Source organism: Paenibacillus sp. PL2-23 (genome assembly GCF_040834005.1).
Taxonomy (GTDB): Bacteria; Bacillota; Bacilli; order Paenibacillales; family Paenibacillaceae; genus Pristimantibacillus.
The window spans coordinates 3,128,118-3,148,648 of record NZ_CP162129.1; the positions used below are offsets into that span (position 1 = coordinate 3,128,118).

Here is a 20,531-nt window from a genome sequence, read left to right on the forward strand (position 1 = left end):
TTTGCAAGATGTAAACGCTTATATAAAGGATAGTATTTTCCGATTGATTCGATACTCGATTGAGATGGGACAGCCCGCTAAACGACAGGCAGGCTCCTCTGCAGGAATGAAATCGCGTTGCCGGACCAAATTCGCTCCGTTAGCGTCTCCGTGAACCTTCCCAGCATCGCTTGCCGAAGACCTGTCACTTGTCCGGGATGTTGAAGTCCCTCGACATATTGCTCTATGCCATCGAAATCGGAGCCCAGCATAAGGCTGTTCTCCCCTCCCAACGCGCAAATATGCTCCATATGCTCCACGACGTCCACAATACCGGCTTGGCCGTTCGCCTTCAGGAACATCGGGACATACGTGACGCCGATAACGCCGCCGCATTCAATAATGGCTTGAATCTGCAGATCGGTCAGATTGCGCGGATGGTCGCACAAGGCTCTCGCATTGGAATGCGAAGCGATGATGGGCTGCTCCGACAGCTCCGCGACATCCCAGAAGGCGCGCTCAGACAAATGGGACACGTCAATGATGATCCCAAGCTCGTTGCACGCCTTCACAAACGCCGCTCCTTGCGCCGTTAATCCTCCGCCTCTCGCCTCCATCGCGCCATCCGCCGCCCAGTTCGCGTCATTCCAGGTAAACCCCATGGCACGAACGCCCAGCCGATGCAGAATACGAAGCGCGGACAACTTGCCTCCAAGCCCCATGGCACCCTCCAGCGATAGCAGGGCCCCTGTCTGCCCGTCCTTCAGACAAGCCTCCAGATCCGCCCGCGTCTCAACAAGACGCATATCCGGCAGCTTCAGCACCTTCTCATATAATAGATCAATGCTGTCCAGAATAGGATCCATGCTCCGATAATCCGGCCGAGACGGCGAGATGTAGACGGCGAACGTCTGCAGCAGCGCATTCTGCTCCCGCAGACGCCCATACGTAACATCCAATGCTCCGCCCGCCTCTTCCTCAAAGCTTAAATTCCCGTCCTTCAACAGCTTGCTCAGCACATCGCAATGAAAATCGACGATTCGCATATAACCTGCCCCCTCGGTCACCAGCTTGTCAAAGCAAAAAAACCTGTCTACTTCGTAAACAGGCTGAATCATCGGCGTCCTATCGGAAGCGTCAAGCCCCTCATCTGGGCTCGACTATTAATTTGATCGCTGTGCGATCCTCGCCATCTATAACGATATCGGTAAACGCCGGAATGCAAATGAGATCCACACCGCTAGGAGCTACAAAGCCGCGAGCAATGGCGACTGCCTTAATCGCTTGATTAAGAGCACCGGCGCCGATAGCTTGAAGTTCCGCGCCGCCTCGTTCGCGCAGCACGCCGGCAAGCGCGCCTGCTACGGAATTTGGATTGGACTTCGCTGATACCTTTAATACGTCCATGAAAAGTACCTCCCCTAGAATGTTGGATGGATTCCACTTCTAAAATAGTATTCGAGAGAAGGGGAAAGATTCCTGCTTTTCTGCGGACAACTTTACGGACAGTTCTGAATGTTCAGATAGTTTTCGGCAAAATAAAACTGCTCTGGCCAGAGCAGTTTGTGGCGAAGCCTGTATTTACATCAGCAGCCAATCCTCTTCAGTTAACCGGATTTTGGCCAGCTTGGTTGCTTTGCCTGTTGCTTCATCAATCTCAATCGACAGCCCGTGCAGGAACCAATTGCCTTCATCCACTACGAAACGGGCCGGCAGCTGCGTCAAAAACTTGTGAAGCACGGCACCGCGCTCCATGCCCAGCACGCCTTCCTTGGAGCCCACCATGCCAACGTCGGTCAAATAACCGGTACCCCCAGGCAGGATCGTATCATCGTTGGTCTGCACATGCGTATGTGTACCCAGTACGACAGATGCCCGCCCGTCCAAATACCAGCCCATTGCGATTTTCTCTGAGGTAGCTTCCGCATGGAAATCGACCAAAATCGCTTTGGTGGAGGAGCTCGCCTGATCAATCAGCTCATCAGCCTTGCGGAACGGGCAGTCGATGGGCGGCAGGAAGGCGCGTCCCTGCAGATTAATAATCGCAAGCGATTTGCCGTTTGCCTTAATCACAGCCATGCCTTGACCGGGAGCCTCCGGCGAGAAGTTCGCGGGGCGAACTAAACGCGGCTCATCATCAATCCATTCGAAGATGTCCTTGTTGTCCCATGTATGATTCCCCATCGTAATGCCATGCACGCCCCATTCAAAAAACTCGCGCGCGATCGCTTTCGTAATGCCTCTGCCCGCTGCGGCATTTTCCCCGTTTACGATAATGATATGCGGCTTATATTTGTCTCTTAGCGCAGGCAGCGTTTTTTTCAGCGCGCTTCTGCCTGCATTTCCGACGATGTCGCCAATAAATAATACGTTCATTTCACTCCGCTCCTTAATGGCCAGCTTCTTTATCCCTTATTTATAATCATTCATGAAGAAAAGTGGCTGACAGGTCAGCCACTTTTCCATATTTGCGTTATTTGGCGTATTCGACTGCACGCGTCTCACGAATGACCGTAACCTTAATATGTCCCGGATAATCCAGTTCACTCTCGATCTTCTTCGTAATGTCGCGAGCAAGACGGAACGCTTCTGTATCGTCGATCTTCTCAGGCTGCACCATGACGCGCACCTCGCGGCCCGCTTGAATGGCGTAGGACTTCTCGACACCATCGAACGATTCCGTAATGGCCTCGAGCTTCTCCAGACGTTTGATGTACGTCTCCAGCGTCTCGCGCCGTGCTCCCGGACGAGCTGCGGACAATGCGTCGGCTGCGCCGACCAGCATCGCGATAACCGATGTTGCCTCCGTATCGCCGTGATGCGACGCGATACTGTTGATGACAACAGGATGCTCCTTGTATTTCTTGGCGAGCTCTACGCCAATCTCTACATGGGAGCCCTCTACCTCGTGGTCCAGCGCTTTGCCGATATCATGCAGCAGTCCCGCGCGCTTCGCTAGCGTAATATCCTCGCCCAGCTCCGCTGCCATCAGGCCTGTCAGATAAGCGACCTCCATGGAGTGCTTCAAGACGTTCTGACCGTAGCTTGTCCGATACTTCAATCGGCCAAGAATCTTGATCAGGTCTGGATGCAAGCCATGAACGCCAACCTCGAAGGTTGCCTGCTCGCCGTACTCGCGTACGCGTTCGTCGATTTCCTTGCGGGATTTCTCCACCATCTCTTCAATTCGAGCGGGATGAATACGTCCGTCCGCCACCAGCTTCTCAAGAGAAGTTCGTGCAATTTCGCGTCTAATGGGATCAAACCCGGACAATATGACCGCTTCCGGCGTATCGTCGATAATGAGATCGATACCGGTCAATGTTTCGAGCGCGCGTATATTGCGACCCTCGCGACCAATAATGCGGCCCTTCATCTCTTCATTCGGCAGAGTAACAACAGATACTGTCGTCTCCGCTACATGATCGGCCGCGCAACGCTGAATCGCGAGCGATATAATGTCACGCGCTTTCTTGTCGGCTTCTTCCTTCGCTTGCTGCTCGATTTCCTTGATCATCTGCGCGGTTTCGTGACGAACTTCCTGTTCGACATTGGTCAATATAATCGACTTCGCATCTTCCATCGTCAAGCTAGAGATACGCTCCAGCTCGCTTTGCTGCTGCTTATAGATGGAATCAATCTGCTCTTGTGTTTCTTCGATTCTTTTCTCCTTGTTGGCTACAGTCTCTTCTTTGCGTTCTAGCGCTTCTAATTTCTTATCCAGCGACTCTTCCTTCTGAAGCAGCCGTCTCTCCAGACGCTGTACTTCATTACGACGCTCGCGGATGTCCTTCTCCGCTTCGGAACGAAGTTTGTGGACTTCGTCTTTCGCCTCGAGCACTATCTCTTTCTTCTGCGCCTCTGCCTCTTTCTTCGCGTTCTCCACGATCAGCACAGCGGCTTGCTCAGCGCTCGAGATCTTGGCTTCGGCAATCGACTTGCGAAAATAATAACCAATCCCAAAGAAAATTGCGCCAACAAGGATGCTTACAAGAATCGTGATCCATACCATCTTGTTCACCTCCTTGCTGCATACACCAAGGCATTGCTTGGGATGTTATTTGGTTTTTAACCGGTTTGCATACCGTTTCATCATGTACCTATTTGACGAAAAAAATCGTTTCGAATCAACTTTTGGAAGAAAAATTGATTCAAAATTGTGAAGGAATACACACTCATTTTATCTTTACACAAAATCAGTTGTCAAGCAAAACGCCATCTTCTTCCTCGTTATGCCTATTTTCTTCCTCCCATTCCAATCCTCTTAGCGCCTCCCGAACGATAGAGCCGGGAAACCCTCTGCGCATAAGGAAGGCGGTGAGCTTCATTCTCTTCTGCTTGCGGTCGCCCTTCAGCTGCCGAACCCTCTTCTCAGCCAGCCTCCGAGCCGCGCTCAGCTCGCTGTCCGAATCAAGTTCCGACAACGCCTCCGCCGCCGCTTGCTTGGATATGCCCCTCTGCTGCAGCTCCTGCCCGATCATCAGTCTGCCCTTCTGACCGGCTCTCAGGCGGCTCCTCGCAAATTGACGCGCATATTGTTCATCATCAACAAGTTGCTCCGATTCTAAACGGTCCAGCGCATATTGAATATTGTCCTCCAGAAATTGTTTCCTGGTCAAATATTGCGAGATCGCTTTGCGCGTTCGCGGCTTCATTCCCAAATAGGCGATTGCGAGCGCATAAGCCCCATACCGCTCATCTTCATTGCGGATGCTCGTGATGTCATCCGCTGTAAGGAGCTGACCCTTCATGAGCCGGAACTTGATCAGAATGTCCTCATGTACGGACAAGATCGGCTCCTCCGCGCCTGTGTATATACAATATCTCCGCTTCCCCTTCTTGTCGCGATGAATGGATTCGATGATCCACTCCTCTCTCTGGGAGACATGGGTGTCATTCATATATGTTGACAAACTCCCTTCCACTGAAAAAACAAACAGCGCCGCTCCGATAAGAGCGGCGACTATTGTCGGAATGTTTATTCGAAATCCAGATCGAATTCTTCATCCTCATCTTCTTGATCAGCCTTGAAGTTCGCTTGGGAGGCCGCTGCAGACAAGTTGCTGGCTTCGCGAATCTGCTTCTCGATCTGGCCAGCGACCTCCTTATTCTCCTTCAAATATTGCTTCGCGTTCTCCCGTCCTTGGCCAAGACGCTCCCCGCTGTAAGAGAACCATGCTCCGCTCTTCTGAACAATATCCATCTCGACGCCGATATCAATCAGGCTGCCTTCCCTGGATATTCCTTCACCGTACATAATGTCGATCTCCGCTTGCTTGAACGGAGGAGCTACCTTGTTCTTCACAACCTTGATCCGTGTGCGGTTGCCGACCATGTCGTTTCCTTGCTTCAACGTCTCAATGCGGCGAACGTCAAGGCGTACGCTGGAATAGAACTTCAGAGCGCGTCCGCCCGGTGTTGTCTCCGGATTGCCGAACATAACGCCGACCTTCTCGCGCAATTGGTTAATAAAGATCGCGATGGTCTTGGATTTCGCAATAGCGCCGGACAGCTTGCGCAGCGCCTGAGACATCAGACGAGCCTGCAGGCCAACGTGAGAGTCGCCCATATCCCCTTCGATCTCCGCCTTCGGCACAAGCGCCGCAACGGAGTCTACCACGATAATATCAACCGCGCCGCTGCGCACAAGCGCTTCGGCGATTTCCAGCGCTTGCTCGCCCGTATCCGGCTGGGAGAGAAGAAGCTCGTCGATATTCACGCCGAGCTTGCTGGCGTACAACGGATCAAGCGCGTGCTCCGCATCGATAAAGGCAGCTTGTCCGCCAATGCGCTGAACCTCGGCGATTGCATGCAGTGCAACCGTCGTCTTACCGGAGGATTCCGGTCCATATACTTCAATAACCCTGCCTCTTGGCAATCCACCGATGCCAAGCGCGATATCTAGAGCAAGCGAGCCGCTCGGTACGGTCTCAACCTGCATGTGCGTTGATTCACCCAATTTCATAATGGAGCCCTTGCCAAATTGCTTCTCAATTTGACGCAATGCGTTGTCCAAAGCTGCGCGACGATCCGCCAACCCACTCACATCCTTCATCATTTATATTAGTATGATACCTCATTTTTAATCCCTTGCCAATAGTTTTTTCGAACACACATTCGTATTATGTATTCCCCCATCCCCCCAGCGCCAATAAACATAAAAAAACCGCAGCAAAGTAGTCTTCGCCACGGTTCTTCCGATAACTAGGTTCTATTATATAGAAGCGCTCGACATTTGACAACAGCTTTCCCCGAACTTTCGGGACGGCATTATTCCTTAAGCGCCTGCCATAGCCGGTACATGGCTGCTTTGACGGCCCGTACTCGAATCATGGAGCGCCCCCCGCTCAGGTGAGTCGTATGAACAATCGTCGCCTTGCCCTTCTCCGCGATCGCGAAGTAGACCAATCCTACCGGCTTGCCCTCCGATTCCGCAGGGCCTGCAACACCTGTCAGCGACACGCCAAAGTCAGCGTCAGCGAGCAGACGCACATTCTCTGCCATGGACGCGGCCGTCTCCTCGCTAATTGCGCCCGGCGCGCCCGCGCCTTCCAGCTGAGACATAGGAATGCCCAGCAGCTTGTTCTTCATCCGATTCGTATAGGTGACAACTCCTCCAGCGTATTCGCCGCTGCTGCCGGGCACGTTCGTAACGAGCTCGGCGAACAGCCCCCCGCTGCAGCTTTCGGCGGAGGCGAGACGACGCCCTGAGGCTCGTAGCAGCTTCACTATCTGCTCCTCGATAGGGATATCCTCCTGCGCGTACAGATGCTCTCCCACTCTGTCCTGAATCGCTGCAACCGCCTCATCGATCTTGACGTTCGCTTCGTCCGCTGTCGCCGCTTTGGTGGATACGCGGATCGCAACCTCGCCTTCCTTGGCGTAAGGAGCCAGCGTTGGATCCTGCTGGTTCTGGATCAGATCGATCAGCTTCGCTTCCAGCGTCGATTCCCCAATGCCCGCAAATTTCAGCAGCCGCGAATACAGCGGCTTCTCCTCTCCCAGCATGCTTCTCAGCCATGCCTGGCCAGGTCCCTCCAGCATCGGCTTCATTTCCTTTGGCGGACCGGGCAGCAGCATGTAGAGCATGCCGTCCGCCTCCAGCGCGTTCCCCACGGCAAGGCCAGTCGCGTTCTGAAGCGGAACGCTGCCCTCGATCATAAGCGCTTGCTTCCGATTGCTCTCCACCATCGCGATGCCCCTCGAAGAGAACAGCTCCTCAATGGCGGCCATAGAAGGCTCATGGAGGATGAGGCTGCGTCCCAAGTCCTCAGCCAGCACATCCTTGGTCAAATCGTCCTGTGTCGGCCCTAGACCGCCCGTGAACAACAGAAGGTCCGCTCTTCCGCGTCCAATCTCAATCGCTTGCTGAAGCCGTGTTGCGTTGTCCCCGACAACGGTCTGAAAGTACACGTCAATACCAAGCTCCGCCAGCTTCTGTGAAATCGCCTGGGCATTCGTATTGACGATCTGTCCCAGCAGCAGCTCCGTTCCTACCGCAATAATTTCCGCTTTCATTCCCGTATGTGCCTCCTAGCCCAGCTTCCTCGATCCACGCGCTGACACAAAAGCACTCCCCCTGTCGCGGGAAAGTGCTTTGAAGCGCTGGTTGTTATTCCACCGGTATTAAATGTTTATTCTTCACGAAGTAATCAATGCCCGAATAGACGGTTATGATCGCGGCAATCCAGCTGGCGATAACGTCAAAAGGAAAGTCGATCAGCGCAAACGGGAAATTGTTGATCAGCAGGGCGATAATCATCGTAATTTGGATAGCCGTCTTCCATTTGCCCCAAGCGCTTGCAGCCATGACGGAGCCCTCCAGCAGCGCAATCTGCCTCAGTCCCGTCACCGCGAACTCCCGGCTGATAATAATAATGGCGATCAGCGCATTCAGCTTGCCCATCTCCACAAGCGAGATCAGCACAGCCGCTACCAGGAGCTTATCCGCCAGCGGATCCAGCAGCTTCCCCAGATTGGTTACAATCTTGTTCTTGCGCGCGATGTAGCCATCCAGACCGTCCGTGCTCGCCGCGATAATGAAGATCACAGCGGCGATCATCTGGTTGTAGGAGATTTCGAAATCCATAAAGGACAGCGAACCTAAATCCACCTTGATAAGCAGGAAAAACATGATGACTGGAACAAGAAATATTCTTGCAAGGGTAATCCTATTCGCTAAATTCATGATACGCCCTCCCCGGACAGATCGAACTCGTACGCGTGCGTCACGCGCACCTTCTGCATGGAGCCAATCTCCGCCCGGCAATTCGAAATAAATACCTCGCCGTCGATTTCGGGAGCATCGTACATCGATCTGCCGATATAGACGTCGCTGCGGCCGTCGTAACGCTCCACAAGCACGTCGATTTCTTTGCCGATATACTTGCTGCTGTTGTCGCGCGAGACGATACGCTGCAGCTCCATCAGCGTATTGACGCGGAATTCCTTCACCTCGTCGGGCACATGGTTCGGCAGACGAACGGCTGGCGTGCCCTCTTCGCTGGAGTAGGCAAATACGCCAAGACGGTCAAATTTGATCTCTTTGACAAACTCGCACAGGTTTTCGAAATCCTGCTCAGTCTCGCCAGGAAAACCTACAATAAGGCTTGTGCGCAGCGCGACATCGGGAATGGCCGCGCGAATTTTGGCGATGAGCTCGCGTGTATCACGCTGGCGGCCCGGCCTGCGCATGCGCTTCAGAATGGTGTCCTCGCTGTGCTGCAGCGGCATGTCGATGTATTTGCAAATTTTCGGATTGGTTGCTATAGCCTCAATCAGTTCATCGGAGAAGAAGCCTGGATAAGCGTAATGCAGCCTTACCCAATGAATGCCCTCCACCTCGCTCACGCGATTCATAAGCTCCGGCAGCATAAAGCGGTCATATAGGTCCGTGCCGTAGTTCGTTGAATCCTGGGCAATCAGACTGATTTCCTTCACGCCCTGCGCCGCCAGTCCTTCCACTTCCTTCACGATCGACTCCATCGAACGGCTGCGGAAGCTGCCCCGCATCATAGGTATGCTGCAGAATGTGCACGCGTTGTCGCAGCCCTCCGCAATTTTGACATATGCCGTATAACGCGGCGTCGTGACGAGTCGCGGAAGCTGCTGCTCGTAATTGAATACGGGATTGCCCACGCGGATCGGCTTCTTGCCGCGCAGCGCCTCATCGACGATGTCGTTAATGTTATGGAAATCGCCCGTTCCGACGATACCGTCAATCTCCGGCATCTCTTCCATCAGCTGCTGCTTGTAGCGCTGGGTCAGACAGCCCGATACAATTAACGCCTTCAAGCGGCCCGTTTCCTTCAGATCGGCCATCTCCAGAATTGTATTGACGGATTCCTCTTTGGCCGCATCGATGAAGCCGCACGTATTCACGATGATTACAGTGGCCTCATCCGGCTCATTCACTAGACGGAATCCGCGCTCATGAATGAGACCCGACATAATTTCGGAATCCACCAGATTTTTTTCGCAGCCTAATGTAACTACCTTCACTCTTTCCGTCATATATGTACTTCAATTCCCTTCTATTCACGCTGTACTCATTAACGGTAATTCGTAAATTGCAATTCCACTGGCAGCTCGGCTCCGCGAAGCAAAGCGATAACGGCTTGCAGATCATCTCTGCTTTTGCCTGTCACACGAATTTGATCGCCCTGTATCTGGCTTTTCACCTTCAGCTTGGAATCGCGAATGAGCACGTTGATTTTTTTGGACACGTCCTGCTCAATGCCTTGTCTCAGCTTAATGCGCTGTTTAACGGTACCGCCGCTTGCGCCTTCGATTTTGCCGAAATCCATATTTTTGATAGGGACGCCGCGTTTGACCATTTTGGATTGCAAAATATCGATTACGCTCTTCAGCTTATATTCGTCATCCGAGCCCACCACAAGCTCTTCCTTCTCAAGCGCTATGCTGCTTTTGCTGCCCTTGAAATCGAAGCGCGTCTCTATTTCGCGCTCCGCCTGCGTGATCGCGTTAGACAGCTCCTGCATATCTACCTTCGATACAATGTCAAATGAACTTTCTGAACTCATGTCAGGCTCCTCTCCCTCACTATCCTTAAATGGATTGATTATTCGCTTGTTATAGAATCCGTTGCCGCGCCTTCGCCGGCAGCCGGCGAAGGCGTAGCTGACGCGCCAGCTCCCTCCGCTGCGGGAACAAGCAGCAGCTGCTTGGAGCCTGCTCGATCGCCATCCGGCACAGGCACGCCATCTACGGTCACCTCAGTGAAGTCTGCCCGGCCTACATTAATATAGATAGGCTCTGTCAGCTCGTACGTTTGAACGGCGCCATCCTCCGCATTGGCGTAGAACAGCTTGGTTCCCCTGTTGCTGCCTGAACGCACCTCAACCCAGTTTCTTCCCCCAACAACCTTCAGCTCCACCTTATGTACGGTACCAGCGGGACCAATATCGTATAGATCCGTTTTGCCCGACTTGCTGTTGAACGTAACTGTAGTCGGAGCCTTCGTAGGCGGCGGTGGCGTAACGGATACTGCAGGCTCGCTGGGATCCGGATTGTCAGTGGCTGGCGCTGGCGTTGATGAATTTTCCGTAATGGGCGTATCATCTGCCTTGTTCGTATCAGGGTCGTCATTTCTCACTACATAATACCAGACCAGGACAAGAATCAAGATCAGGAAGCACCACATAACCAGATTAAATCCGATTTTGCCGAATCGCTCTGAGGCCTGCGACTTCATCTTCCTTGGCTTGCGCACAGGAATAGGCTCCGTGGCATGCTCCACCGCAGGTGCCGGCACCTCATGCTGATAGAGCCGCAGCACCTCTTCGGGATCAAGACCGACAGCCTCGGAGTAGTTCTTCACGAACGCCCGAACATAGAAGGACCCCGGCAGGACACTGTAATCGCCGGATTCAATCGCCTCTAGGTATCGTTTTCTGATTTTGGTTAGCTCCTGAATCTCGTCAAGCGATAAGCCGCGCTGCTCTCTGGCTTTGCGTAGCAATGCGCCTAAGTCAGACATGGAGTAGCCTCCTTCCGGATGGATGGTTTAGAATTCGTCCGTATAATTAGCTGTAAATGATTCGTAGGTAATTTCTTCTTCCGGCGTATTGCGCAGCTCCACGATAATATCGAAGTGGCTGTAGTCGTATTGGGATTCCTTCACAAAAATATCGGGATGCTCGATCACCTTCGTTGACGGCATAGCCATAATCTCCTGGAGCAGCGCATAATGCTTCTCATTGGAGCGTATGGTGCTTACAATTCCGTCAATAATAAAGATGTTGTTCGGCTGCATCTCTTCCTCCGACAGCTGGCTGCGGACTGTCTGGCGCAGCAAGGTGGAGGATACGAACGTCCACCGTTTGTTGGAGCACACGCTTCCGGCTATTATCGACTCCGTCTTGCCGACACGCGGCATACCCCTCAAGCCTATAACATGATTGCCGTCCCTCTTGAACACCTCGCCCAGGAAATCCACAAGCAGACCAAGCTCGTCCCTTACAAAACGGAACGTCTTGCGATCGTCGGAATCCCTCTCGATATAACGTCCATGACGGACAGCCAATATGTCGACAATAGTGGGCGTGCGAAGCTTGTTCACGGTTATATTGTCGACCTTCTGGAGCATCTTGCCCAGTAGCTCAATCTTCTCATCGTCGTCCGTCTGCAGCAGCATGCCGCGGGTGCGATCCTCGACGCCGTTGATCGTCATGATGTTCACCTCAAGCATGCCGAGCAGGGATGCGATATCTCCCAGAAGTCCGGGACGGTTTTTATGTATTTTGTATTCCATGTACCATTGTTTCGTTTCCATTGCGTTCACCGTCCTAAACTTGAATAATAAATAGAATAAAGACAAAAATCAAGTGAAAATCTGCATTAGTTTACCATAATCAACATTCTACAATTTTCGTCATAATCCTGCAACGACGCCGAACATTGCAGAAAAGCCTCCGCGAAAGAGGAGGCTTCCCTGCTCGTTATGAGTGCTAGGCTTTTTCGACAAGCTTGACCATGAGCCTTGCAATCGCCTTGCGTTCTTCCTGGTCACCGACATCCCAAAGCTGCTTCAAAACACTTTCTTCATCGTTTTTCGGATCAACCTTCTCATCGAGGAAGCTGCCGATCTCGAACGCCAGGTTCGAAATCGTCTCTTCTGTCAAGCCCATTTTCTTCGCTTGCGACACGCGATCCGCCAAAAAATGCTTCCAGGTTTCGAAATTAGTAAGGACAGTTGACATGTATCTTCGCCTCCTAGGGTAGTGTGGAAAAGAATCATCAACAGTCGTTATTGTGTGCACATCGGTCCAGGTTTATACCCTAAGCATCAAGATTGCAGGCATTGTCAGGTGTGCCAGCCGCCGTTCGGGCTTATGATCTGACCTGTAATATAGGAGGATTCTGGAAGGGACAAGAAATAAACAAGCGACGCAATCTCCTCGGCCGAGCCAAAGCGTCCCGCCGGAATTTCCTGCTGCAGCGCCGCCTTCTCCTCCGGGTTGAAGCCGGCCATCATGACGGTATCGACGACGCCAGGCGCGACGGCGTTCACCGTTACGCCTGAGGGCGCCAGCTCTTTGGCCAGCGCCTTGGTGAACGCGTTCATGCCGCCCTTGGTGGTGGAATAGAGCACCTCGCAGGAAGCGCCTGACATGCCCCATACGGAGGAGACGTTAATAATTCTGCCGAACCGCTGTCCAATCATATGAGGCATGAACAGCTGCGTGCACAGAAACATACCCTTCAGATTGACGGCCATCACATCGTCCCACATCCCCTCCGACACGTCGGCAAGCATCCCATAGTGAGAGATGCCGCCGTTGTTGACCAGGATGTCGGGCCGGATGCCATGGCTCTCCAGCTTGTCGCGCATTCTGCCCAGCTGCTCGCTGGAACGAAGATCCGCTGAGATCGTCATTACATTAGCGCCCAGCGACATGCACATTCGCGCGGTTTCGTTCGCATGCTCATGCGACTCCAAATAATGAATAACGATATTGACGCCTTCCGCGGCAAACCGTTTGGCGATGGCCGCCCCGATGCCCCGGCTCCCCCCGGTTATCAGTACCGTTGTCTCCTGTAGTGTCTTCACGCGTTCTCCGCTGATTTCTCCACTATGGACACGGCTAGCTGCTGGAAGTCGAAATGCTCGCGCAATCTCGCGTTCACTTCCTCCAGCTTGCAGGCCTCATAACATTGGAGCACATCGAACATATCGCTGTCGCGGAAGCGGTATCGGGTAAATTCGCCCGCAATGGATTCGGGGGAGTTGAGCATGCGAAGATAGCTGCCGATCTTCTTCCGTTTGGAGCGCTCGAACGTATCGGAGTCGATGCCGTTCTGGATCGCTTGGGCAATTCCGTCCTTCAGCCGCTGGATGAGCGCGTCGGGCTCCGGCGTATCGCCGCCCAGCACCGAAAAGGCGTAATCCCTGCTGGAGTTGTATTCATGGCCGAAGGAATCCGATATGAGATTGCTTTCATACAACGATTGATACAGCTTGGAGCTAGGGCCGATCAGCGCGTCTAGCATGAGCTTGGTCGTCACTTCATTGCGAAGCAGCGCTTCGCCCTCCAAGCCCACCCGCTTCTCCTTGAACCCCAGCATGCACTTGGGAAGGGACACGGGAAGCTGCACGACCTTGCGCGGCGTTTGAACCGCGGTTGGCTCCTCGTCGAAGAAGCGTTTAATGTCGCCTTGCGGCTGGAACGACTTAGCCGCTTGATTGCTTCGCACCAGCTCGAACACCTCTGCGGCATCCACTCCGCCCACAACGAACAGCAGCATATTGGAGGGATGGTAGAACGTTTCGTAGCAGCGATACAGCGTTTCCTTGTCAATCTGATAGATGGAATCCACAGTTCCCGCTATATCGATGTGAACGGGATGGGTCTGGTACAGCGCGGAAATCAGTCCAAAATAAACGCGCCAATCCGCATTATCCCGATACATATTGATCTCTTGCTCGATAATGCCCTTCTCCTTGTTCACATTCTCGTCTGTGAAATAAGGATTCTGCACGAAATTAATCAGCGTTTCAAGATTGGCGTGAATTTGCTCAGTCGCCGAAAACAAATAAACGGTGCGATCAAAGGTTGTATAAGCGTTGGCGCTGGCGCCTTGGGAGGCAAACACCGCAAAGATATCGCCCTCCGGCTCCTCGAACATCTTGTGCTCCAGGAAATGCGCGATGCCATCAGGTACGCGCGCAGGCGTCTCGTCGCCAACGGCAAACACGTTGTCGATGGAGCCGTATTTTGTGGAGAAGGTGGCATACGTTTTCTGAAAGCCTTCCTTCGGCAGCACAATAACCTCAAGTCCGTTGTCCATCACTTCACGATACAACGTCTCCTGCACATGCGGATATTGTAACGTTTCCATAATCGGTTAAGCCTCCTTCCTGTCCCGCAGGAAATATACCGTATCCAGCTGCACCTGCTCTGCCACCTTCACGATATCGCCCGGCGTAACAGCCTGCACCTGCTCCATCAGCTCCATGCTGGAACGGCTGTTGCCCGTAAGCACACTGTTGAAATCATAGGACAGCATCTCGTAAGCGGAGTCCTGCAGCTCTCTCAGATGTCCCGAGATCATCGCTTTCGTCTGGTTGATCTCCAGATCCGAGAGTTGTCCCGCCTTCATGCTCTCCAGCTGAGCCTTGATGATCTCGACAGCCTTGTCGTAGTTGGCGAATTCGATGCCAGACTGTATCGTGCAGATCCCCTTGTGACCATCCAGTCGGCTTGCCGCGTAATAAGCCAGGCTTTCCTTCTCGCGAACATTGATGAACAGCTTGGAATGCGGATATCCGCCCAGAATGCCGTTATACATAAGAGCCGCGGGATACAGCGGATCATCATAGCCTACGCCAGTGCGCAGGCCCATATTGAGCTTGCCTTGACTGACCTCCATGCGATCCACTACAAATTTGGTTTCCTGAACGTTTCGCTTCACGACAGGTCGATTATAATGGGCCGGCATGCCGGGCTTCAGCCGGAAGGACTCCGACACCAGCCTCGTGACTTCCTCCAGCGTTGTGTCGCCGACAACATATAAATCCAGCGCGGCGTTATCCAGCCATCCCTCATAATGGCGATATAATGCTTCTGGAGTAATGGCGTCTACGGCGTTTAATTGGCCAAGCGGATGGAGACGGTAAGGCTCGCCCTGGCACATTTCCTCCAGGCACCGCTCAGCCGCGTAACGCACTTTATCATTGACGATGGCTTCAAGACGCTTCTTCAGCGTGATCTTCTCCGCATCCACATATTTGCTCCGGAAGCCGTTGCCCTCCAGACATGGCTCTGTCAGCACTTCTCCCAGAAAGCCGATGGACGCCGCTAACAAAGAATGCTCCGAGCTGACGAATCGGTCATTGATAACATCCATTCGAAATTGCACGATTTGAGAGTCGCCCCTCTTGTATACATCGAAGCCGAAGCCCGCGCCGTACATGTCGTCCAGCTTCTCGCGGAACGCGATGGTCTCCGGCGTCTTCGCGGTACCTCTTCGCAGCACGAAAGGAGTCAGCGCGACAGGCGTCACATGCTCCTCCTCCAGCGGCACCCCGGCAAACAAAGATATCGCAAACGTCTTGAAACGATTCGTAGGCAGCACATGCAGGCGGATACGCTCGTGCTGTCCTCTTTGGAATGAAGACACGCGGTTTGCTCCCTTCATTAACGCCGTTTTTTTCATTTTAACTCAACAGAAATGGAAGAAGCAACCACTGCTGCGCTTGCGCAGAAGCGGCTGCTTCCCCTATAACCCGACTATTTGGTCACATGCAGAAGATATGCTTCCCGATCGTCTTGATCTGTGTTCTCGTCCAAATCCAGCTCGAAGTGGCTGTGTTCGGATTGAAGTAATAGAGACAGCCGCCGCTGGGGTCCCAGCCGTTCAGCGCGTCCTCCACCGCCTCCTTGGCCTTGGCGTTCGGAGTTAAGTAGATTTGGCCATCCGCTACGGCTGTGAACGCCCTTGGCTGGAATATGACGCCGTAAACCGTGTTAGGGAAGCTCTCCGAGCGGACCCTGTTCAGGATGACCGCTGCCACCGCAACCTGACCCTCGTAAGGCTCGCCCCGAGCTTCGCCGTATACGGCGTTGGCCATAATCTGAAGATCATTATCCGACAAGCCTAGTCGATTCGACTTGGCCATATCGCTCCCGGCTGAAGTGGCGCTGCCTTGCCCGCTTCCGCCGGTTGAGGCATTGCCTCCGCCGCCAGCGCTGGTTGTGCCAGGCTTCCAGCCCTTACTGGCATCCACAAGCTTCTTCTTGGTGTCCGCGCCGACAACGCCGTCGGACTTCAGGCCGAATTTCCATTGAAACCAGGTAACCGCGCCTTTGGTCTTCGAGCCGAAGACGCCGTCGATCTTGCCATTGTAGTAACCGAGGTAGGTCAGCCGTCCTTGCAGCTCAGTCACATCGGCTCCGGAGGAGCCTGTCTTCAGCGTCGCGCTGCTAAACGTCTCGGCCGATTCGCCGAAGCTCCTCATCAAAGTCAGTGCGCCGAACACAAGCAGGACGATGATGGAGGTCACCGCTATCAAACGATTTCTCATGTAAGGATCTGCCTTTCTCTTGCAAGTTAGTTCGCTTCAGGTAGCGTTACCTAACTCTAGTATGAGAAAGTTGTCCAGCTTCTATGCACCGTCCGACCTATCTTATGAGCTGATTCGGCCGGCTTGCAGCTGCTCCAGCGTCATCAGCACCTCTCTCGGCTTGCTTCCCTCGTAAGGACCAACAACGCCGCGCGCTTCCATCTGATCAATCATGCGGGCCGCTCGGGTATAACCAACGCGCATTCTGCGCTGCAGCAAGGATACCGATGCCTGCTTCGCCTCCACTACAATCTGGACCGCTTGATCGAACAGCTCGTCCAGCTGCAGCTCGTCATTCTCCGTCTCCTCGTCGAGCTCCGGCACCAAATCCTCCTTGTACTCCGCTTCGCCCTGGTCTCTAGCATAGCCAACTAACGCTTCGACCTCCTGGTCGGACAGGAACGCCCCTTGCACCCGGATGGGCTTCGACATGCCGACAGGAAGGAATAGCATGTCACCCCTGCCCAACAGCTTCTCCGCTCCCGCCATATCCAGGATGGTACGGGAGTCGACCTGTGAGGAGACGCCGAATGCGATCCGTGAAGGAATATTCGCCTTGATAACGCCTGTAATAACGTCCACCGAAGGCCGCTGTGTCGCTATGATGAGATGGATGCCTGCCGCTCTCGCCATTTGGGCCAGCCTGGCGATGGAATCCTCAACATCGCCGGCGGCAACCATCATGAGGTCGGCCAGCTCGTCAACGATGACGACAATATAAGGAAGGACCGCTGCGGGATTATCCGCCATCAACGTATTATAGCCCTCAATGTTCCTTGTTGACGACTTGGAGAACAGCTCATAACGCTTCTCCATTTCCACGACTATCTTCTTGAGCGCCAGCGATGCTCGGCGCGGATCTGTGACAACTGGCGCCAGCAAATGAGGGATGCCGTTGTAGACATTCAGCTCCACCATCTTGGGATCAATCATCAGAAACTTCACTTCATCCGGCTTTGCTTTGTACAGGATGCTTGTAATGATGCCATTAATACAAACCGATTTGCCGGAGCCAGTCGCACCGGCTACAAGCAAGTGAGGCATCTTGGCCAGATTGCCGACGATTGTCCCTCCGGATATATCTCTGCCAAAGGCGATGGACAGCTTGGCGGAGGAGTTAAGGAACGCCGGCGTCTCCATAACCTCCCGCATCGTCACGACGGACACCTCCATGTTGGGCACCTCGATGCCAATAGCGGATTTACCCGGAATGGGCGCTTCCATCCGAACGTCCTTGGCAGCCAGAGCGAGGGCGATGTCATCCGTCAGCCCCACGATGCGGCTCACCTTGACTCCCGTTGCCGGCTGCACCTCATAACGGGTAACCGCAGGGCCCCTCACAACATCCAGCACCTTCGCGCGAACGCCGAAGCTCTCCAGCGTCGCCTCCAGCTTGCGCTTGGAGTCATACATATCAGCGGCTTCGCTTCCTTTGGCAAGTCCGTTCGGCTTGTGCAGCAAGGTGAACGGCGGCAGACGATACGGCTTCTCCGCCTTAGCGGCGGCTTCATCCGCCATGGGACGCCGAGGCACTCCCTCCGCAGGCTCCTCACCTGACACAATGGCATCGGAATCCAACAATGGATTATGCTCCGACTCCTGCGCGTCTGCCCCTATATGCTCGTCTGACTGTAGATCCGTCCTGTCAGCATCATCCTGTATGGATTCCGCCCCATGCGCCGACGCATCCCAGCCCTGCAAGGGCTCATCATAGCCCTCTGACTCGTGGCGCAGAAGCTGCTCCGCTCGGTTGTCGACTTCCGGCATTTCTTCATCCCATGGAGGCCCATCGTTATCGTCGCGGCCCCCTTCCTTGGAAGCCTGCTGCTCGCTCTCGCTAAGCTTCCCTCCGGCGGGCTCCCAATCATCGCCAAGCTCCTTCTGCCAGGCTGGCTTGGCATCGTCCTGGGACGAGGGCTCCAGAGGCTGATGGGACAGCTCCCAATCGTCATGCCCCGGATGCGCTTCCTTGCCAGGCTGCTCCTCCTGCTTCCATGCGAAGAAGAGGGATCTCTTCTTCTTAACGGGCGCTGGCTGATACAGCGTGTCGTCCGCATCATCCATCGTCCCGTCATGCTCCCCATCACCCGGCCCCATTGCAGTAGCATTGGCAAGTGCGGCCTCCGCCGCTCGGCGCTTGCGCATGGCGGCACGTTTCGCATTCAGCAGCTTGATCAGACGGGCCGTCCGCTTGCGAAGCGTACCCAGCAGCTCTACATAGGATTTGCCTGTAATGAGCATAAACGCAATCGCGAACATGACAATGTTCATAATAACCGCGCCGTAATACCCGAACAGCATGAAGAATAAAGCGTATTGGATCGCTCCGACATAGCCTCCGCTAATCGACTTCTCCCGAATGGACACATCCAGCTCTGGAGAGACGGAGATCAGCTGATCTCGTAGGTCGGTGCCGAGCGTAGACAGAATCACGCTGCTTGTCAGCGCCTCGCCCTCCACCCCGGCAAATCGCAAATTCACTTCGGAGATGGAGCTGCTGAGCGTGAACGCCAGCACAAGAATCAGCAGTCCCGTCTTGCGGCTGGACCATGCCTTGGGCCAAGCCCGCTTGACCATAACGCTGAGACCCACATAAATGCCGACCAGCGCCAGCACAAAATAAAACTTGCCAAGCACGAGTCCGAACAGCTTGGACAATGCTCGCCCGACTGTCGCTTCCCCCGACATGGCAATGATGGATATCGTAATAAGCAATATGCCGTATACTTCATATTTCAACTGAGCGCCAATGGATTTCTTCCGTCTCTTCTTTGCCAATTCCGTCACCTCTGGTCTACCATTATATCACAGACGTGACGGTTTGGACTATGACGGGTGCTGGCGCCCCTGAGACTTCCTAATTCGTATCGTAATAGACGATGGAGCCAGGAGCCAGCTCCGGTCGCAAATAATCATTCAGCGAGCACTGCAGCAATCGAACGACCCTGCCCATCCCATGGGCAATGGGCACCACTTGCAGCATAATATCCCCTCGCCATACCTCGCAGGTCTCCTCCGCCTCATCTCCGAAGCCTTGCAGGACAAGCTCCAGAGGCATTGTCGTGTGCAGCGTCATTGCGTCATGCCACCTCCTGTCGGAACGAGTGCCGACGCTCTTCTCATTTCAATCATGCCGTTCAGCTCGCGCAGGGCATCGCCCAAGCCGCCCACTGCATTCATTAGCCCATGCTTGACGGCGTCGGTGCCAATAACCGTTGTGCCGATATCTCGGGTCAGCTCACCCGTCTTGAACATCAGCTGCTTGAACGTGGCCTCGGTGACTTGGGAGTGGGAGGTTACGAATCGGACAACACGCTCCTGCATTTTGTCCAAATATTCGAAGGTCTGCGGAACGCCGATGACCAGTCCGTTCAAGCGAATGGGGTGAATCGTCATCGTTGCGGTTTCGGCGATAAATGAATAATTGCCCGCCACCGCAATGGGCACGCCGATGGAATGACCGCCGCCTAATACGAGCGTCACCGTCGGCTTGGACAGAGTCGAGATCATTTCGGCGATGGCCAGACCCGCCTCCACATCTCCGCCTACCGTATTCAGCACGATAAGCACACCTTCAATTTTCGGATTTTGCTCCGCTGCGACGAGCTGCGGAATAATATGCTCATATTTAGTCGTTTTGTTCTGCGGGGGCAATATCATATGCCCTTCTACTTGTCCAATAATGGTCATGCAGTAGATGTTCGACTCCCCAGGAGACGGCGAAGACGCGGTTCCCAGCTGTTGAATATTTTCAACCGCAGGGTTCAGCTTTCGCTTGTCATCCCCCATAGGCTGTTCCGGTTGCTCGTTGTTTACAGTTCTGGACGGAAATAACGTGTCAGTCATACATCTATCCCCTTTTGGCTTCGAATCAGTGGCTCATCATAGTATGGGGTCGAATGCCTTTTTTATACCGCCCTTGCTCCTTGATCCATGAGGGCCAACAATAGAAAAACGCTCTTCCCGT

Annotated in this window: 20 protein-coding genes; all 20 read right to left on the reverse strand. The window is 53.8% G+C overall.

What is annotated here, in order from left to right; genetic code table 11:
- Positions 1-77 precede the first annotated feature (77 nt).
- A complete protein-coding gene (locus tag AB1S56_RS13580; protein ID WP_340868744.1) occupies positions 78-1,025 on the reverse strand; it encodes a dipeptidase in 948 nt (315 codons plus the stop codon).
- A gap of 100 nt (positions 1,026-1,125) precedes the next feature.
- Positions 1,126-1,386, reverse strand: a complete 261-nt coding sequence (locus tag AB1S56_RS13585) for a stage V sporulation protein S (protein ID WP_006036664.1) — start codon at positions 1,384-1,386, stop codon at positions 1,126-1,128.
- A gap of 174 nt (positions 1,387-1,560) precedes the next feature.
- Positions 1,561-2,355, reverse strand: a complete 795-nt coding sequence (locus AB1S56_RS13590; RefSeq protein ID WP_340868738.1) for a TIGR00282 family metallophosphoesterase — start codon at positions 2,353-2,355, stop codon at positions 1,561-1,563.
- Positions 2,356-2,452: 97 nt separating this feature from the next.
- Positions 2,453-3,991 carry a ribonuclease Y gene (rny, locus tag AB1S56_RS13595; protein WP_340868737.1) on the reverse strand — a complete coding sequence of 513 codons (1,539 nt, stop codon included), beginning with the start codon at positions 3,989-3,991 and terminating at the stop codon, positions 2,453-2,455.
- Between the two features lie 184 nt (positions 3,992-4,175).
- A complete protein-coding gene (locus AB1S56_RS13600) occupies positions 4,176-4,880 on the reverse strand; it encodes a RecX family transcriptional regulator (RefSeq protein ID WP_340868736.1) in 705 nt (234 codons plus the stop codon).
- Positions 4,881-4,957: 77 nt separating this feature from the next.
- Entirely contained in the window at positions 4,958-6,016 is a 1,059-nt protein-coding gene (gene recA, locus AB1S56_RS13605) for a recombinase RecA (RefSeq protein ID WP_340868735.1), read from the reverse strand.
- 233 nt (positions 6,017-6,249) lie between these two features.
- Positions 6,250-7,497: a competence/damage-inducible protein A gene (locus AB1S56_RS13610; RefSeq protein ID WP_340868734.1), complete on the reverse strand. Its 1,248-nt coding sequence runs from the start codon at positions 7,495-7,497 to the stop codon at positions 6,250-6,252.
- A gap of 94 nt (positions 7,498-7,591) precedes the next feature.
- Positions 7,592-8,167: a CDP-diacylglycerol--glycerol-3-phosphate 3-phosphatidyltransferase gene (gene pgsA, locus AB1S56_RS13615; protein ID WP_340868733.1), complete on the reverse strand. Its 576-nt coding sequence runs from the start codon at positions 8,165-8,167 to the stop codon at positions 7,592-7,594.
- On the reverse strand, positions 8,164-9,492 hold the full coding sequence (gene rimO / locus AB1S56_RS13620) for a 30S ribosomal protein S12 methylthiotransferase RimO (protein WP_340868732.1): 1,329 nt from the start codon (positions 9,490-9,492) through the stop codon (positions 8,164-8,166). Before rimO ends, pgsA begins: the two co-directional genes overlap by 4 nt.
- A 38-nt stretch (positions 9,493-9,530) precedes the next feature.
- Positions 9,531-10,022: a YajQ family cyclic di-GMP-binding protein gene (locus AB1S56_RS13625; RefSeq protein WP_340868731.1), complete on the reverse strand. Its 492-nt coding sequence runs from the start codon at positions 10,020-10,022 to the stop codon at positions 9,531-9,533.
- Between the two features lie 38 nt (positions 10,023-10,060).
- On the reverse strand, positions 10,061-10,978 hold the full coding sequence (locus tag AB1S56_RS13630) for a RodZ domain-containing protein (protein WP_340868730.1): 918 nt from the start codon (positions 10,976-10,978) through the stop codon (positions 10,061-10,063).
- A gap of 27 nt (positions 10,979-11,005) precedes the next feature.
- On the reverse strand, positions 11,006-11,773 hold the full coding sequence (locus tag AB1S56_RS13635) for a DUF3388 domain-containing protein (RefSeq protein ID WP_340868729.1): 768 nt from the start codon (positions 11,771-11,773) through the stop codon (positions 11,006-11,008).
- A gap of 175 nt (positions 11,774-11,948) precedes the next feature.
- Positions 11,949-12,200, reverse strand: a complete 252-nt coding sequence (locus AB1S56_RS13640) for a DUF3243 domain-containing protein (protein WP_340868728.1) — start codon at positions 12,198-12,200, stop codon at positions 11,949-11,951.
- Positions 12,201-12,304: 104 nt separating this feature from the next.
- Entirely contained in the window at positions 12,305-13,051 is a 747-nt protein-coding gene (gene fabG, locus AB1S56_RS13645) for a 3-oxoacyl-ACP reductase FabG (RefSeq protein WP_340868727.1), read from the reverse strand.
- Positions 13,048-14,340, reverse strand: coding sequence for a pitrilysin family protein (locus AB1S56_RS13650; RefSeq protein ID WP_340868725.1), 1,293 nt, complete (start codon positions 14,338-14,340; stop codon positions 13,048-13,050). Before AB1S56_RS13650 ends, fabG begins: the two co-directional genes overlap by 4 nt.
- A 6-nt stretch (positions 14,341-14,346) precedes the next feature.
- Positions 14,347-15,639 carry a pitrilysin family protein gene (locus AB1S56_RS13655; RefSeq protein WP_340868898.1) on the reverse strand — a complete coding sequence of 431 codons (1,293 nt, stop codon included), beginning with the start codon at positions 15,637-15,639 and terminating at the stop codon, positions 14,347-14,349.
- A gap of 100 nt (positions 15,640-15,739) precedes the next feature.
- Positions 15,740-16,525 (reverse strand): spore cortex-lytic enzyme, encoded by a 786-nt coding sequence (sleB, locus tag AB1S56_RS13660; protein ID WP_340868724.1) that lies wholly within the window; start codon positions 16,523-16,525, stop codon positions 15,740-15,742.
- Positions 16,526-16,627: 102 nt separating this feature from the next.
- On the reverse strand, positions 16,628-19,342 hold the full coding sequence (locus AB1S56_RS13665; protein ID WP_340868722.1) for a DNA translocase FtsK: 2,715 nt from the start codon (positions 19,340-19,342) through the stop codon (positions 16,628-16,630).
- 79 nt (positions 19,343-19,421) lie between these two features.
- The gene (locus AB1S56_RS13670) at positions 19,422-19,640 is read right to left on the reverse strand and encodes a YlzJ-like family protein (RefSeq protein ID WP_340868721.1); all 219 of its coding nucleotides are present in this window, start codon (positions 19,638-19,640) and stop codon (positions 19,422-19,424) included.
- On the reverse strand, positions 19,637-20,353 hold the full coding sequence (locus tag AB1S56_RS13675) for an ATP-dependent Clp protease proteolytic subunit (RefSeq protein ID WP_340868897.1): 717 nt from the start codon (positions 20,351-20,353) through the stop codon (positions 19,637-19,639). The genes AB1S56_RS13670 and AB1S56_RS13675 overlap by 4 nt, the downstream gene beginning before the upstream one ends.
- Between the last annotated feature and the right edge of the window lie 178 nt (positions 20,354-20,531).